Here is a 15022-nt window from a genome sequence, read left to right on the forward strand (position 1 = left end):
TGTCCACGAACACCAAGGTTTCGTTTGCGGCTGACCCCCTCCACCATCCTGCGGATGGTCCCCCTCCCCATGAATGGGGAGGAGCTTCAAAGTGCTACATCTCGCCCCGTGCGCGGCGGATTTCGTACCATTTCTTCACATTGGCGTTATGCTCGGCCAGCGTGTCGGCGAACACATGCCCGCCGGTGCCGTCTGCGACGAAATACAGCGCCTTCGTGCTCGCCGGATCGAGCACCGCGTCGATCGAAGCCTTGCCCGGATTGGCGATCGGCCCGACCGGCAGTCCAGCCGACGCATAGGTGTTGTAGCCGTTCTTCGCCTGCAACTCCGACTTGCGGATACGGCGGCCCAGCGGCTTGCCTTTGGTGATCGGGTAAATGACCGTCGGATCGGCCTGCAGCCGCATGCCCATGCGCAGACGGTTGGAATAGACCGCCGCGACCATCCGGCGTTCCGATGCCTTGCCGGTTTCCTTCTCGACGATCGACGCGAGGATGATCGCCTCGCGCGGCGTCTTCACGACGCTGGTCGGCTTGCGCTTCTTCCATGCGGCGGCGAGGTAGCGGTCCATCGCCGCCTGCATCCGCTTGACCAGCACCTGCCGGTCGCCATCACGTTCGTAGCTGTAGCTGTCGGGCAGGATGCTACCCTCGGCCGGGAGCGGCGCGGGCCCCTCCATCTGCGGCGCCTTCGCCACCGCCTCCTGTACCAACACCGAAGGCCAGCCTTCGGGCACCATCACGAAGCGTTGCAGCGTGCGACCGCCCTGCAACAGCTTTAGCACGTCGGCTTGGCTCAGTCCCTTGGGGATGCGATATTCCCCGGCGCGGATCGGATCGTCGCTGCCGAGGAACCGCGCGAACAGGCGGAAGCGACCGGCGGACGGTATCGCGCCGGCTTCCTCCAGTTGCTCCGCCGCCGAGGCGAGGCTTGCCCCCTGCGGCACCGTTACCGTCAACGTGCGCTGCGCCGGACCAGACCCGCCCCAGCTCTGCATCACCATGAACAGCCCGCCGATCACGAGCAGCCCGAGGATGAGGCCAAGGCATCCGATCCGGCGCATCGCGTCAGATCGCCTTCATCACCAGCGAAGCGTTGGTACCGCCGAAGCCGAACGAGTTGTTCAGCACGGCGCGAACCTGCCGCTTCTTGGCGACATGCGGCACCAGGTCGACGCCCTCGGTGCCGTCATCCGGATTGTCGAGGTTGAGCGTCGGCGGCACGATCTGGTCGCGCAGCGCGAGGATGCAGAAGATGCTCTCCACCGCGCCCGCGCCGCCCAGCAGGTGGCCGATCGCCGACTTGGTGCTGCTCATCGACGCACCCGACAGGTCGTCGCCGAACACGCGCTTGGCCGCGGCCAGTTCGATCGTGTCGGCCATGGTCGAGGTGCCATGCGCATTGATATAGTCGATGTCCGACGGCTCCATGCCGGCCTTGCGCAGCGCCATGCGCATCGCATTCTCGGCACCCTTGCCCTCCGGATGCGGCGCGGTGACATGATAGGCGTCGCCCGACAGGCCATAGCCGACGACTTCAGCATAGATTTTCGCTCCGCGCGCCTTGGCGTGCTCATATTCCTCGAGCACGACGACACCCGCGCCCTCGCCCATCACGAAACCGTCGCGGCCCTTGTCATAGGGGCGGCTGGCCTCGGTCGGGCGGTCGTTCATGCTCATGTTCAGCGCGCGTGCCTGGGCGAAACCGGCGACGCCCAGCGGGTTGACCGTGCTTTCGGCACCGCCCGCCAGCATGATGTCGGCATCGTCGTCACGGATCATCCGCGCCGCGTCGCCGATCGAATGCGCACCGGTCGAGCACGCGGTGACGACCGCATGGTTCGGGCCCATCAGGCCGTACTTGATCGACACCTGACCGGAAATCAGGTTGATGAGGCGACCATGGACGAAATGCGGGCTGACCCGGCCCGGGCCCCGCTCGTGCAGGTTGACCGACTCGATCTCGATACCCGGCAACCCGCCGATGCCCGACCCGATCGAGACGCCGGCGCGCAGCTTCGTCGCCTCGTCCATCTCGGTCAGCCCGGCATCTTCCAGCGCCTGTCCGGCGGCATCGATGCCATAGATGATGAACGGATCGACCTGCCGCTGAATCTTGTGATCGACCCGTTTGTTGGGGTCGAACCCATATTCATGGTCCGCCGGCTTCACCTCGCACGCAATCTGGCACTTCTGGTTCGACGCATCGAAATGCGTGATCGGCCCCGCCCCGGACTTGCCGGCGATCAGGTTCTTCCAGGCGGTTTCGACCTCGGCACCCAGCGGGGTCACGAGGCCGAGGCCGGTCACGACTACGCGGCGCATGGCATTCTCTCCGTTCAGATACGTAACGAACGACCCCCCGCCCATGGCTTTTCGCCGGGACGGGGGGCCGTGAAATCATGGCAATCGGCAGGGCGGCGGGGCCGCCCCGGCCGGATCAGCCCTTGTGCTCGTCGATATAGGTGATCGCGTCCTTGACGGTCGTGATCTTCTCGGCGGCATCATCGGGGATCTCTACGCCGAATTCTTCCTCGAACGCCATGACCAGCTCGACGATGTCGAGGCTGTCCGCGCCCAGATCGTCGATGAAGCTCGCGTCTTCGGTAACCTTTTCCGCTTCGACGCCGAGATGCTCGACGACGATCTTCTTCACGCGTTCGGCGGTCTCGCTCATATTCATTCCCTCTTCAGATACCGGGGTGTTTATTACCTGAACGCCCCTAAAGCGCGTCCGGCCCGCGCGCAAGAGCGCGGGTGCGGACGCATTAACCCTTGGCAGCGAACAATCGTGCCAGCGTCGCCGCGTTGAAGGCATATCCGCCCATCAGCCGCTGGATTCGCGTATCGGCCTTCTTGGCACCCGCAAGGCTCATCAAGCCATCCATGAACGCATCCACCTCAGGCGTCTGCTTGCGCGCCAGAAACGCGTTCAGCACGGCGGGCGACGTCTGGCTGAGGCGACGGTTGACCGCGACCGGATCGACGCCCTTGGCCGACAGGCCCGATGCCAGCGCCTCGACGGCGATGCTGGTCACGACGATGTCGCCCGCGCGTGCATCCGCCTTGCCGGTGCCCGGCTGGCAGGTCGCGGCCTGGCGCCGCGCCGCCTTGACCAGCGCATCGGTGGCGGGCGAGGGCTTCTTGCCCTCCAGCACGCCGACGATCATGCCCTGCTGCATCTTTGCCAGATCACCCTTGGGCAGCTTTGCCACGGTGCATTTGACGACATTGGCATCACCCGCGGCCAACATCGCCGCAATCAGCATCACGCTCATACCATCGCCATCCCGCCATTCACATGGATCGTCTGGCCGGTCACATAACCGGCTTCCCGACTGGCGAGATAGGCGACGGCAGCGGCGACGTCATCGCCCTTGCCCAACGCCCCGGCCGGAATCTTGCCCAGCAGGGCGGCTTTCTGCGCTTCGGGCAGCACGTCGGTCATCGCCGACGCCATGAAGCCCGGCGCGACGCAGTTGACGGTGATGCCACGGCTCGCCAATTCCTGACCCAGAGCCTTCGACATGCCGACCAGCCCCGCCTTCGACGCGGCATAGTTCGCCTGCCCGGGATTGCCGGTCTGCCCGACGACCGACGTGATCGAGACGATGCGGCCGAAGCGCGCCTTCATCATCGGCTTGGCCGCCGCACGGCACAGGCGGAACGCCGCCTCCAGGTTGACGCGGATCACCTGATCCCATTCGTCGTCCTTCATCCGCATGGCGAGGTTGTCGCGCGTCACCCCGGCGTTGTTGACGAGGATATCGAGCTTGCCGAGCGCCGCCACCGCCTGCGGCACCAGCCCATCGACCGCCGCGCCGTCCGACAGGTCGCAGACGATCGGCACATGGTCGCCACCCAGTTCGGCGGCGAACGCCTCCAGCTTGGCCGCGTTGGAGCCGGACAGCGCCAACCGTGCCCCCTGCGCGGCGAGGCCCCTGGCAATCGCCGAACCGAGGCCACCGCTGGCACCGGTCACGAGGGCGGTCATTCCCGTAAGATCGAACATCGTCATTCTCCAAAAATCCGGCTCAGAGCCGCCCCACCAGCGCCTCGATATCGGCCATCGTCACCATGCTGGTCGCAGTCGCGTCCGGCGCGATGCGCTTGACCATCGCACCGAGCACCTTGCCGCCCAGTTCGACGAAATCGCTGACGCCGGCATCCTGCATCGCCAGCACCGATTCCCGCCAGCGGACCATGCCGGTCACCTGCTCGACCAGCAGGCGGCGGATCGTTTCCGGATCGGCGACGGGTGCGGCGGTTACGTTGGCATAGACCGGCACGACCGGCGCCGAGAGCGCGACATCGGCGAGCGCCGCGGCCATCGCATCGGCGGCGGGCTGCATCATCGGGCAGTGGAACGGCGCCGACACCGGCAGCACGACCGCGCGCTTGATCCCCATCTCCTTCGCCAGCGGCACGGCGCGATCGATCGCGGCCTTCGCGCCCGAGATCACGACCTGCGACGGATCATTGTCGTTGGCGACGGTGCAGACCTCACCCTCGGCCGCTGCTTCGGCCAGCGCCTGCGCCTTGGCCAGATCGGCACCCAGCAACGCGGCCATCGCGCCCTCGCCCACCGGCACCGCCGCCTGCATCGCCTGCCCCCGCAGTTTCAGCAGCCGGGCGGTGGTCGACAGGTCGAGCGCACCCGCAGAACACAAGGCGGTATATTCGCCGAGCGAATGGCCCGCGACGAAATCGGCCTTGTCCGCCAGGCGAATGCCGCCCTCGCGCTCCAGCACCCGGAGCGTAGCGATGGCATTCGCCATGATCGCGGGCTGGGCATTTTCGGTCAGCAGCAGATCGGCATCGGGGCCTTCGGTCATCAGGCGAAAGAGATTCTGCCCCAGCGCCTCGTCGACCTCCTGGAACACCTCACGGGCATAAGGGCTGGCGGCGGCGAGCGCGGCGCCCATGCCGACCGACTGGCTCCCCTGCCCCGGAAAGATGAATGCGCGCATCGCCGACGTCTCCTGCAAATCCAAGCCGCGCGGGGTAGTCCGTCGGCCAAGCTGAACGCAAGAGGGCGCATTGCGACATAATGCGACCATTTCGCAACGGGACTGACAAACCCCGGTTACAGCCCCTCCCCATCTTGGCTCCAACAGCAAATCGAAGGAGACCGAAGATGAAGAAGCTGATCCTCGCCGCGATGACCGCCTCGTTGCTCGCGACCCCGATGGCCGCATCGGCACAGAGCCGCACCGTCATCAAGGAGCGCCCCGGCCGGACGGTCGTGGTCGAAAAGAACCGCTTTGGCCAGAATGTCCGCAAGACCGTCGTCCGCCAGCAGCCGGCACGCTATGCCAAGTGGCAGCGCGGCCAGCGGTTCGACCGCAACCGGGCGCAGAATTATCGCCAGATCGACTATCGCGCCTATCGCCAGCGCGGCGTCTACGCTCCCCCGCGCGGCTACCAGTGGGTGCAGTCGGGCAACGACGCGGTGCTGGTGGCGATCGCCAGCGGGCTGATCGGCGCGGTGATCGGCGGCGCGATCGCCAACTGACCTTGCTTTCGCGCCCGATTCGGGTAAGGGGAGCGCATCCGGGGTGGCGGGCATGTCCTGCCGCCCCGGACTGCATTTGAAGACGACAGCCGGAGGGGCGACCGCGATGGGCGCGGCGTCAGCGATCGGCCAACAGACGAGAAAGAACCATGGCTCTCTACGAGCACGTGTTCCTTGCGCGCCAGGATCTGGCACAGGCGCAGGTGGACGCGCTGGCGGAAACCGCCACGAAGATCGTTCAGGACATGAACGGCAAGGTCGTGAAGACCGAAACCTGGGGCCTGCGCAGCCTCGCCTATCGCATCGCGAAGAACCGCAAGGCGCATTACGTCATGCTCGAAATCGACGCGCCGGGCGATGTCGTTGCCGAGCTGGAGCGCCAGACGCAGATCAACGAAGACGTGATCCGCTTCATGACCGTCAAGGTTGACGGCCACGAGGAAGGTCCGACCGTGATGATGCGCAAGAGCGAGCGTTCGGAGCGTGGCGACCGTCGTGGTGGCCGTGATCGTGACGACCGTGGTCCGCGCCGTGAGCGCGAGCCGTCGGCCGAAGTCGAAGCGTAAGGAGCAGCACCATGGCACGTCCGTTTTTCCGCCGCCGCAAGAGCTGCCCCTTCTCCGCGAAGGACGCTCCCCGGATCGATTACAAAGACGTTCGTCTGTTGCAGGGCTTCGTGTCCGAACGCGGCAAGATCGTCCCGTCGCGCATCACGTCGGTGAGCGCCAAGAAGCAGCGCGAACTGGCCCAGGCCATCAAGCGCGCCCGCCATCTGGGCCTGCTGCCCTACATCGTTAAGTAAGGAGCGCCCGACATGGACGTCATTCTGCTGGAACGCGTCGAGAAGCTCGGCGCCATCGGCGACGTGGTGAAGGTAAAGGACGGCTTCGCCCGTAACTTCCTGCTGCCGCGCAAGAAGGCGCTGCGCGCCAACGAAGCCAACAAGAAGGTGTTCGAGGCGAACCGCGAGCGGATCGTCGCCGACAACGCCGCCCGTCGCACCGACGCGGAAGCCGAAGCCAAGACGCTGGAAGGCGTTTCGGTCACGCTGATCCGTCAGGCATCGAACACCGGTCAGCTGTACGGTTCGGTCGCGGTTCGCGATCTGGTCGACGCGCTGGTCGCCGACGGCCACAAGGTCGACAAGTCGCAGGTTGCCCTCGACCGTCCGATCAAGGCAATCGGCCTGCACGACGTGAAGGTCGCGCTGCACCCGGAAGTGTCGGTTGCCGTCAAGGTGAACGTAGCCCGTTCGCCGGAAGAAGCCGAAATGCAGGCGCAGGGCGTCGACGTCATGGCGTCGATGTTCGAGCGTGACGACGCCGGCTTCACCGAGGATTACGATCCCAACGCCGAGCCGGGCGAAATCGCCCGCGACGACGCGAATACGGAAGAAGCGCAGGGCTAAGCCCCGACGCGTTCGACCAATAGAAAAGGCCGCCGGAGCGATCCAGCGGCCTTTTTCTTTGCCTTTCGCACGAAAGCGCGACGGCGGTCAGGGACAGGCCACGCAGGCACCGATCACGGCAGCGAGCGGGATCAGCGAGAGGATAACGGGAACGGCCTTGGCCATGGGAAGCGCCTTGCGGTGAATGGTTCAGCCGGATCAAAGCGCGATCGATCGAAAGGTTTCGCTGGGATGAACAGTATACGTATCAAATCAAAACTCTCCTGCCGGTGATTTCGTCGGTCAGGGTACCGCTCGCCGCTTGACGGCACCGGCATTGCGGCGTACGAGCGCCCCTCCCGCAAACGGCCCCTTCGTCTAGCGGTTAGGACGTCGCCCTCTCACGGCGAAAACACGAGTTCGATTCTCGTAGGGGTCACCAGCGACGGCGCGACACTTCGCACCGGCTGGCAGATGACAGGCGCGGGTTCCCCGAAGCGAACCCGCCACCGATCAGGCAAGGCCACGATTGCGCAGCAATGCGGTCGCGTCGGGCATCCGCCCACGGAACGCGACATAGCTGGCCGCAGGATCGCGCGAATTGCCCCGCGACAATACTTCGTCGCGCAGCTTCTTCGCCAGCACCGGGTTGAACACGTCGCCCGATTCCTCGAACGCGGCAAAGCCGTCGGCGTCGAGCACTTCGGCCCAGGTATAGGCGTAATAGCCCGCCGAATAGCCGCCGTCGAAGATATGGCTGAAGTGCGGCAGGCGATGCCGCATGCCCACCGCGTGCGGCACGCCCAGATCGGCGAGCTGCGCCTTTTCCCACCGCACCGCATCGAAATCGGCGGGCAGCGCGCCCAGCGAATGCAGCCGCATGTCGAGGATCGCCGACGACAGCTGCTGCACCGTCAGATAGCCCTGGTTGAAGGTGCGCGCCTCCAGCAGCGACTTCAGCATCGCCTCCGGCATCGGCTGTCCGGCGGCGTTGCGGGCGTGGACGCGCAGGATCGCCGGGTCGCTGACCCAGTGTTCGTGCACCTGAGACGGAAACTCCACGAAATCGCGGGTGACCGACGTGCCCGACAGGCTGGGATAGCGGACCTTGCTGAACAGGCCGTGCAGGCCATGGCCGAACTCGTGGAACAGCGTCTCCGCATCGTCGAGGCTGATGAGCGCGCGCTCGCCCGGTGCCGGGGGCGTATAGTTGCAATTGTTCACGACGATCGCCTGCTGCCCCAGCAACGTGCTCTGGTCGCGCAGCGAGTTCATCCACGCACCGGGCCGCTTGGTCGGGCGGGCGAACCAGTCGGCATAGAACAGGCCGATCGGCGTGCCGTTGCCTTCGCGCACCTCCCACACCTTCACGCCATCGGCATAGACCGGCACGTCGCTGCGCGCGACGAACTGGATGCCGTACAGCCGCTTCGTCGTGTCCATCAACGCAGCGACCATGCCGTCCAGCGGGAAATACTGCTTCACCGCGCCTTCATCGAGGCTGTAGCGGCGCTGACGTTCCTTTTCGGCGTAGAACCGCCAGTCCCACGGCTCGATCCGGGTCACGCCATCGGCGCTGGCGAGCTTCAGCAGCGCCGCTTCCTCTTCCCGCGCGCGGGTCAGCGCGGGGCGATAGACGCGCATCAACAGGTCGGTCGCGGCCTCCGGCGTCTTGGCCATCGCATCCTGCAACACGAAGGCGGCGTGGCTCCGCGCGCCCATCAGCTTCGCACGCTCGATCCGCAGTTCGACAAACCGGCGGATGATCGCCGACGTGTTGTTGTCGTTCGCATTGGCGCCGCGATTATCGAACGCCGCAAAGACCTTCTGTCGGGCGGCGCGGTTGGTTGCAACGGTCAGGAACGGTTCGACCGCCGACCGGGTAGCGGGGATCAGATAGCCGGCCTTGCCCTCTGCCTTAGCGGCGGTCGCCGCGGCGGACTTCAGGTCGGCGGGCAGCCCCGCGACCTCCGCTTCGGTCAGCAGGACGCTGCTCGCCTTCTGGTCGGCCAGCAGCTTTTGCCCGAACTGGACGCCGAGTTTTGCCTGTTCCTCATTGATCGCGGCGACGCGGGCGCGGGTCGCCGGGGGCAGCGCGGCACCGGCGCGGACGTAGCGCTTGTACGTCTCCTCCAGCAGCCGCGTCTGTTCCGGGTCGAGGCCGAGCGAGGCGCGATCCTTGTACAGCCGGTCGACCCGCGCGAACATCGCCGGGTCGAGCGAGGTTTCGTTCGAAAAGCGCGTCAGTTCGGGGACGACCGCTTCCTCGACCGCCTGGATTTCCGGCGTGGCGTCGGCCGAGGAGACGTTGAAGAAGGCCGACGACACGCGCGTCAACTGCTGGCCCGACCGCTCCATCGCCTCGATCGTATTGGCGAAGGTCGGTGCCGATCGGGCGACGGTGATCGCGCGAAAATCGGCACGCGCAGCCTTCAACGCTGCATCGAACGCCGGGCGGTAATGCGCCGGACGGATCGCCTGATAGGGCGGGATGCCGTTGGTCCAGTCACCGAGCAGCGGATTGGCAGGTTCGGCGGCGCGCAGCGGCGTGTTGAGCAAAGGCAGCATGGCAGCAGATACTAACAGGGTACGACGATGCATGGGCGTCCTTCATCTGGTTGAATCGATGCGTTGAATGCGATGGTATAGCATCGCGTCGGGCTGAACCATGGTCATGCGGCATCGGAGATGAACGCAACCCGATCGAAGCAACGGCGCGCGGCAGGCCAGGCAATTCCTCGTCCGACAGGCGACGACCGATATCGAGGGGTATTGCCACGGACGATCATAAGCATGATATGTTACGTTATATCATTCGAGGCGATTGTCCATGACGTCCAACACTGCCCTGCCCGAACTGCCGCCACGTCGACAGCGCCTGCTCGACGGCTTTGCCGTTACCGCGTCGCTCCTGTGCCTCATCCATTGCCTCGCGCTGCCGCTGCTATTCGTCGCCCTGCCGGTCCTTGCCACCATGCTGGTCGTGCCGGAGGCGTTCCATGCAATCGCCTTTACCTTCGCAGTGCCGACCAGCATGCTGGCGATGGCATCGGGGCACGCCCGGCACGGCCGCCATGGACCGGCCCTGCTGGCCGGGGCCGGACTTGCGCTGCTCGGACTAGGCGCGTTTGCGGTCGAGGCGGAAGTGGCCGAGCGAATCGTGTCGTCGATCGGCGCGGTGATCCTGGCCACCGCCCATGCGCTCAACTGGCGGGCATTGCCCCCGCGATCATGATGTCGGCGCAAAAGGCGCAGTGCCGACGCCCCTGCTCACTCAAGGATTTCGGACTTTCGACGCGCGCGCAGGGAGCATAGAAGCTGCCAAGGCGTTCCGCCCCCGCAACGAAACCGTCCGGCGACACGCGCCGGCCTTACCGAAACCGAGGCTGTCCAGCATGGCAATCGTCCGTCAGCGCGTCGAATCCGGCGGGTTCCTGATCTTTCTCGCGCTGGTCACCATCGCGCTTACCCTTGTCGTATCGAGCTTTATCGGCGCGCTGCTATGGGCAGGGCTGGCGGCGTTGCTGTTCCAGCCGCTGTTTCAGCGCCTGCTGCGCTGGCGGCCGGGCCAGCGCAACCTCGCCGCCGCGCTGACCATGCTCATCATCACCGTCGCGGTGGTCATCCCGGCGATGATTATCGTCAGCATGGTCATCGACCAGGCGGCCGGCGTCTATAGCCAGCTGCGCACCGGGCAGATCAATTTCGCGACCTATTTCGAACAGGTCCATGGCGCCCTGCCCGCCAAGGTGCAGCGGGCGATCGACAGTGCGGGGTTCGGCAGTTTCGAACGTGCCCAGCTGAAGATTTCGCAGGCGGCGAGCGCCAGCGCGAGCGTGCTCGCCCGTAGTGCGCTGTCGATCGGGGCCAATGCTGCCGCGTTCCTGCTGGCGTTCGGCGTCGGGCTGTACGTCACCTATTTCCTGTTGCGCGATGGCGAGCGGATCGGCCCGGCGATCGTCCGCGCGCTCCCGCTGGAGCCGACCGTTGCCCGGCGGCTGGCTGACAAGTTCGTCGCGGTCGTCCGCGCAACGATCAAGGGGTCGGGCGTCGTCGCACTGGTGCAGGGGGCGCTCGGCGCGATTACCTTCTGGATCGTCGGCCTGCCCGCAGCCTTGCTGTGGGGCGTGGTCATGGCGATCGTCGCGCTGCTGCCGGCGGTCGGCCCGGCGCTGATCTGGACCCCGGTCGCGATCTATCTGCTGGCGACCGGCGCGGTGTGGCAGGGCGTGGTCGTGATCCTGTCGGGCGTGCTGGTGATCGGCCTCGCCGACAATATCCTGCGCCCGGTGCTGGTCGGACGCGATACCGGCCTGCCCGACTGGCTGGTGCTGGTCACGACGCTGGGCGGCATCGACCTGCTGGGGCTGAGTGGGATCGTCGTCGGCCCGGTTGCGGGCGCGCTGTTCCTGACCGGATGGCAGGTACTGACCGAGCAGCGGCGACTGCGCGCTGCGCCGGCCGCGGACGAACAGGACCGTTAAGGCACCTGGCTGGCAGGATGGGCGGACAGGAGCAATGCCCCTGCCCGCCCTGTCGCATCAGAACTTCACACCGGCACGGGCGTACAGGTAGCGCCCGTTGAAGCCGAACGGCGAAAAGCTGCTGTACGGGATGAAGTAGTTGTTGATCGCCGCAGCACCCAGGATCGGGTTGCGCGTCGGATAGACGTCGAACAGGTTGTTCGCACCGATCGCCAGCTCGAACTGTCCCGGCGTCGCGCGGACTTCGAGGTCGGTCAGCCACTTCGGTTCCAGCTCGACATCGGTCGCCACCGCGCCACCCGGCGACAGCGTGTTGCCGAACCGGTTGGTACGCGCGGTGATGCCGAAGATCCCCTGCGACCAGTCGAGACCGACATTGACCTTCGATCGCGGCTGCCCTTCGGTCAGGCGCAGCGATTCCTGCCGCCCGAACAGCGTGACGCCCGGAATCGCCGACAGCGTGGAGCGGTTGGTGATGTCGGTCTGGTTATAGTTATAGCCGGCGGTCAGCGTGACGCTGCCGATGCCGAGGTCGGGCACACGGTAGGTGCCGACCACTTCCACGCCCTGGGTCCGCGTGTCGATGCCGTTGATGAAGAACCGGGCCGAGGTGATGTCCTGAATCCCGGCCCCGCGCAGCACGGCGACGACCGCATTGCCCTGCAGGTTTTCGGACAGGATGATCCGGTCGTTGATCTTGATGTTGTAGTAATCGGCCGTCAGCGTCAGGCCGCGCAACGGCGTCAGCGTCAGGCCCCCGCCGATATTGACCGACTTTTCCGCCTGCAACTGGCGCGACCCCAGCGCGCGGGCGACCGGATCGCCGACGCGGAAGGTGCCGATTTCGACCAGCGTGCCGCCGATATTCTGCGTCGCGAAGGACGAGAAGAACTGTTGCGCAAGGCTCGGCGCGCGGAAACCGGTCGAAATCGACCCGCGTGCCGCGATCCAGTCGGTCGGGGCAAAGCGTGCCGCGACCTTACCATTCACCGTGTCGCCAAAGTCGCTATAATGTTCGTAGCGGCCAGCGGCGACGACGTTGAATGCGTCGCTGACCTTTGCATCCAGTTCGGCATAGCCGGCAAAGCTGTCGCGCGACGTATCCACCCGGCTGTTGGGCGAGAAACCGGGGAAGCCCTGCGACCCAGCGGCGGCGCCGTTGGTGAAGGCGAACGGTCCGGCGGCATAGCTCTGGAATTCGCCGGCGACGATCTTGTAGTTCTCGTTGCGATATTCGCCACCCAGCGCCAGCGAGAGCGACGACAGGAAGCCGACGGCGATCTCGCGCTGCAGGTCGAGATTGACGGTCTGCTGGCCGAACCGCGTGCCGCCGGCGTTGAACGCACGCTGCGACTGCGGCCCGAACGACGCGTTATAGCTGTTCTCGATCCGGAAATCGAAGCTGTTGGTGCCATAGACATAGGACAGGTCGTATTTGAACCCGGCCACCTCGCCCTTCACGCCCAGCGCGCCGGAGAAATCCTCCATCTGCGTGGTGATGAGCGGCAGGAAACCATCGGCATAGAAGGGCGTGCAGACCGTGCCGGTGAAGGTGCAGTTGCGCAGGTCCTGAATGTTGCTGTTGGTATCGCGACCCGACGCCCGGCGGTAGAAGGCCGCGCTTTCGCCGTCGCGGATGCCGTAGCTGCCGAAGATGTAGAGTTCCGACGTCGCGCCGATATCGACGCCGCCGTTCAGGAAGAAGTTGAAGTCGGTGGTCTTCGCATCGCCATAGCGGTGGTTGACGCGGTTCGCGCCGAATTCGCGCGCATCGACCGTCCCGGTGGTCGACAGCGGATAGAAACGGCGCGGGTCATAGCCGGCGCGATTGGTCGGTTCGCGATCGCGATATTCGCCGGTCAGGTTCAGATAGGCGGTTTCGCCCATTGGCAGGCCCATATTGGCGGCAAAGGTCACGGTGCGGCCGTCGCGGACCTCGCGGTCGCGGCCGGTTTCTTCCAGCACATAGGTGCCGTCGGCGCGGACCTGCGGCTGGCCGTTGGCCTGGCGGGCGATCCCGGAGACTTCGGCCACGCCCTCCATCGACGAAACGTACTTGCCATAGGTCATCGTCGCGCGACCGCCTTCGCGGCGCTTCAGCTGGACGTTGATGACGCCGGCAATCGCGTCCGAACCATATTGCGACGAAGCACCATCGCGCAGCACGTCGATCCGCTCGATCGCGAGGCTTGGGATGGTGTTGAGGTCGACCGCCGACGAACCGCGCCCGACCGAGCCGTTGGCGTTCAGCAGCGAAGTGGTGTGGCGACGCTTGCCGTTGACCAGCACCAACGTCTGGTCGGGCGACAGGCCGCGCAGCGTCGCCGGGCGCACCACATCGGTGCCGTCGGTGATCGAGGGCTGCGGAAAGTTGAACGACGGGACCAGCTGGTTCAGCAGCTTGTTGGTTTCGGTGTAGCCGGCGTTGACCAGCGCATCGCCGGTGATGACGTCGACCGGTACCGGGCTTTCAGCGACCGTGCGGCCCTGCGCACGCGTGCCGACGACCAGGATTTCCTCGCCCGCGGGCACCTGATCGGCCGGCGGCGGCGCATCGGCGACCTGTGCAAAGGCCGGCACGGCGGCCAGCGCGCTCGTCAGAAACAACGCGGTGAAAACGGGTTTACGCATGAAAATCTCCCCCAGGTGCGGGCATTTGCCCATACCGTTGCGCGCCGACCCTCTCCTCCGCAATTTTCTGACGCAACCCTTCCGCGTTCGGCATCACACGATTGTCACACTACCGTTGCGGCGCTGCAACATCGGTTTCGCGGTCGAATCGCGCCTTCGCCATTGACAGCGCGGATCACCTTGCCTAGTCACGATCCACTTGCCGTGTGGGGTATCTCCACGCGGACATATTGTATTTGGGAAAGAAGCAAGGGCCATGTTCGCAATCGTGCGCACGGGCGGCAAGCAGTATCGCGTTGCCGCAGGAGACAAGATCGTCGTCGAAAAGCTCGACGGCGAAGCTGGCAGCAACGTGACGCTCGGTGACGTGCTCCTTGCTGGCGAAGGTTCGGAACTGAAGTCGGTCGCAGGGCTGACGGTTTCGGCGGAAATCATCGCGCAGGCGAAGGGCGAGAAGGTCATCGTCTTCAAGAAGCGCCGTCGGCACAACTACCGTCGCAAGAACGGCCATCGTCAGCAGCACACCATCCTGAAGATCACCGCGATCGGCGACAAGCGCGCCGACGACAGCGCCGCCGCATAAGCGCCCGAGCGAATACGAGGAGTTTGAACCATGGCACATAAAAAAGCAGGCGGTTCGTCGCGTAACGGTCGTGATTCGGCCGGCCGTCGCCTTGGCGTGAAGAAGTTCGGTGGCCAGGAAGTGGTCGCGGGCAACATCATCGTGCGTCAGCGCGGCACCAAGTTCTATCCGGGCGTGAACGTCGGGATGGGCAAGGACCACACCCTGTTCGCACTGGTCGATGGCCGCGTGGCGTTCAAGGAAGGCAAGCTCGGCCGCAAGTTCGCGTATGTCGAGATGCTGGCCCAGGCCGCAGAATAACGGGCTACCACACGGGTCGCCCACCAGGGTGACCCGGGTTCCGGCGACGGAACCAGCCAACAAGAGGGAGGCGGGTCACCCCGGCTCCCTTTTTTATTGCTCTCTCCGGCACCTGCCCGCTTC

At 65.5% G+C, this 15022-nt stretch carries 16 protein-coding genes and 1 tRNA gene; 9 read left to right on the plus strand and 8 right to left on the minus strand.

Going from position 1 to position 15022, the window contains the following annotated elements:
* Positions 1–94: 94 nt before the first annotated feature.
* The 6 genes from mltG to fabD all read right to left on the minus strand — a co-directional run bounded on the left by mltG (position 95) and on the right by fabD (position 4969).
* A complete protein-coding gene (mltG, locus tag ASE58_RS00795; RefSeq protein WP_055817068.1) occupies positions 95–1063 on the minus strand; it encodes an endolytic transglycosylase MltG in 969 nt (322 codons plus the stop codon).
* Positions 1064–1067: 4 nt separating this feature from the next.
* Complete coding sequence (gene fabF / locus ASE58_RS00800) at positions 1068–2324, minus strand: beta-ketoacyl-ACP synthase II (protein ID WP_055818061.1); 1257 nt, start codon at positions 2322–2324, stop codon at positions 1068–1070.
* A 115-nt stretch (positions 2325–2439) separates the two neighbouring features.
* Positions 2440–2676: an acyl carrier protein gene (locus tag ASE58_RS00805; protein ID WP_055760552.1), complete on the minus strand. Its 237-nt coding sequence runs from the start codon at positions 2674–2676 to the stop codon at positions 2440–2442.
* Positions 2677–2767: 91 nt separating this feature from the next.
* The gene (locus ASE58_RS00810; protein WP_055817070.1) at positions 2768–3277 is read right to left on the minus strand and encodes a hypothetical protein; all 510 of its coding nucleotides are present in this window, start codon (positions 3275–3277) and stop codon (positions 2768–2770) included.
* Positions 3274–4011, minus strand: coding sequence for a 3-oxoacyl-[acyl-carrier-protein] reductase (gene fabG / locus ASE58_RS00815; protein ID WP_055818064.1), 738 nt, complete (start codon positions 4009–4011; stop codon positions 3274–3276). Before fabG ends, ASE58_RS00810 begins: the two co-directional genes overlap by 4 nt.
* Positions 4012–4033: 22 nt before the next feature.
* Positions 4034–4969, minus strand: coding sequence for an ACP S-malonyltransferase (gene fabD / locus ASE58_RS00820; RefSeq protein ID WP_055818066.1), 936 nt, complete (start codon positions 4967–4969; stop codon positions 4034–4036).
* A gap of 167 nt (positions 4970–5136) precedes the next feature.
* On the opposite strand from fabD, the gene ASE58_RS00825 reads away from it, so the two are divergent.
* The 5 genes from ASE58_RS00825 to ASE58_RS00845 all read left to right on the plus strand — a co-directional run bounded on the left by ASE58_RS00825 (position 5137) and on the right by ASE58_RS00845 (position 7343).
* Entirely contained in the window at positions 5137–5514 is a 378-nt protein-coding gene (locus ASE58_RS00825; RefSeq protein WP_055761010.1) for an RcnB family protein, read from the plus strand.
* A 149-nt stretch (positions 5515–5663) separates the two neighbouring features.
* On the plus strand, positions 5664–6080 hold the full coding sequence (gene rpsF / locus ASE58_RS00830; RefSeq protein ID WP_055761007.1) for a 30S ribosomal protein S6: 417 nt from the start codon (positions 5664–5666) through the stop codon (positions 6078–6080).
* Positions 6081–6091: 11 nt separating this feature from the next.
* A complete protein-coding gene (gene rpsR, locus ASE58_RS00835) occupies positions 6092–6316 on the plus strand; it encodes a 30S ribosomal protein S18 (RefSeq protein WP_010543816.1) in 225 nt (74 codons plus the stop codon).
* 12 nt (positions 6317–6328) lie between these two features.
* Positions 6329–6922, plus strand: coding sequence for a 50S ribosomal protein L9 (gene rplI, locus ASE58_RS00840; RefSeq protein ID WP_055817071.1), 594 nt, complete (start codon positions 6329–6331; stop codon positions 6920–6922).
* A gap of 346 nt (positions 6923–7268) precedes the next feature.
* Positions 7269–7343, plus strand: a tRNA-Glu gene (locus tag ASE58_RS00845).
* Positions 7344–7414: 71 nt separating this feature from the next.
* Here the strand turns inward: ASE58_RS00845 and ASE58_RS00850 are convergent.
* Positions 7415–9469 (minus strand): M3 family metallopeptidase, encoded by a 2055-nt coding sequence (locus ASE58_RS00850; protein WP_055817073.1) that lies wholly within the window; start codon positions 9467–9469, stop codon positions 7415–7417.
* Between the two features lie 262 nt (positions 9470–9731).
* Here ASE58_RS00850 and ASE58_RS00855 point away from each other — a divergent pair, with 262 nt between their 5' ends.
* Both ASE58_RS00855 and ASE58_RS00860 read left to right on the plus strand, forming a co-directional pair.
* Complete coding sequence (locus ASE58_RS00855; protein ID WP_082467521.1) at positions 9732–10136, plus strand: MerC domain-containing protein; 405 nt, start codon at positions 9732–9734, stop codon at positions 10134–10136.
* A gap of 160 nt (positions 10137–10296) precedes the next feature.
* A complete protein-coding gene (locus ASE58_RS00860) occupies positions 10297–11385 on the plus strand; it encodes an AI-2E family transporter (RefSeq protein ID WP_055817075.1) in 1089 nt (362 codons plus the stop codon).
* 57 nt (positions 11386–11442) lie between these two features.
* Here ASE58_RS00860 and ASE58_RS00865 read toward each other — a convergent pair whose 3' ends face one another.
* Positions 11443–14016: a TonB-dependent receptor plug domain-containing protein gene (locus ASE58_RS00865; protein ID WP_055817077.1), complete on the minus strand. Its 2574-nt coding sequence runs from the start codon at positions 14014–14016 to the stop codon at positions 11443–11445.
* A 256-nt stretch (positions 14017–14272) separates the two neighbouring features.
* Here ASE58_RS00865 and rplU point away from each other — a divergent pair, with 256 nt between their 5' ends.
* Complete coding sequence (rplU, locus tag ASE58_RS00870; protein ID WP_055760895.1) at positions 14273–14599, plus strand: 50S ribosomal protein L21; 327 nt, start codon at positions 14273–14275, stop codon at positions 14597–14599.
* 30 nt (positions 14600–14629) lie between these two features.
* On the plus strand, positions 14630–14899 hold the full coding sequence (gene rpmA / locus ASE58_RS00875) for a 50S ribosomal protein L27 (RefSeq protein ID WP_055760892.1): 270 nt from the start codon (positions 14630–14632) through the stop codon (positions 14897–14899).
* Positions 14900–15022 lie beyond the last annotated feature (123 nt).

The organism is Sphingomonas sp. Leaf9 (assembly GCF_001421355.1).
Lineage (GTDB): Bacteria > Pseudomonadota > Alphaproteobacteria > Sphingomonadales > Sphingomonadaceae > Sphingomonas.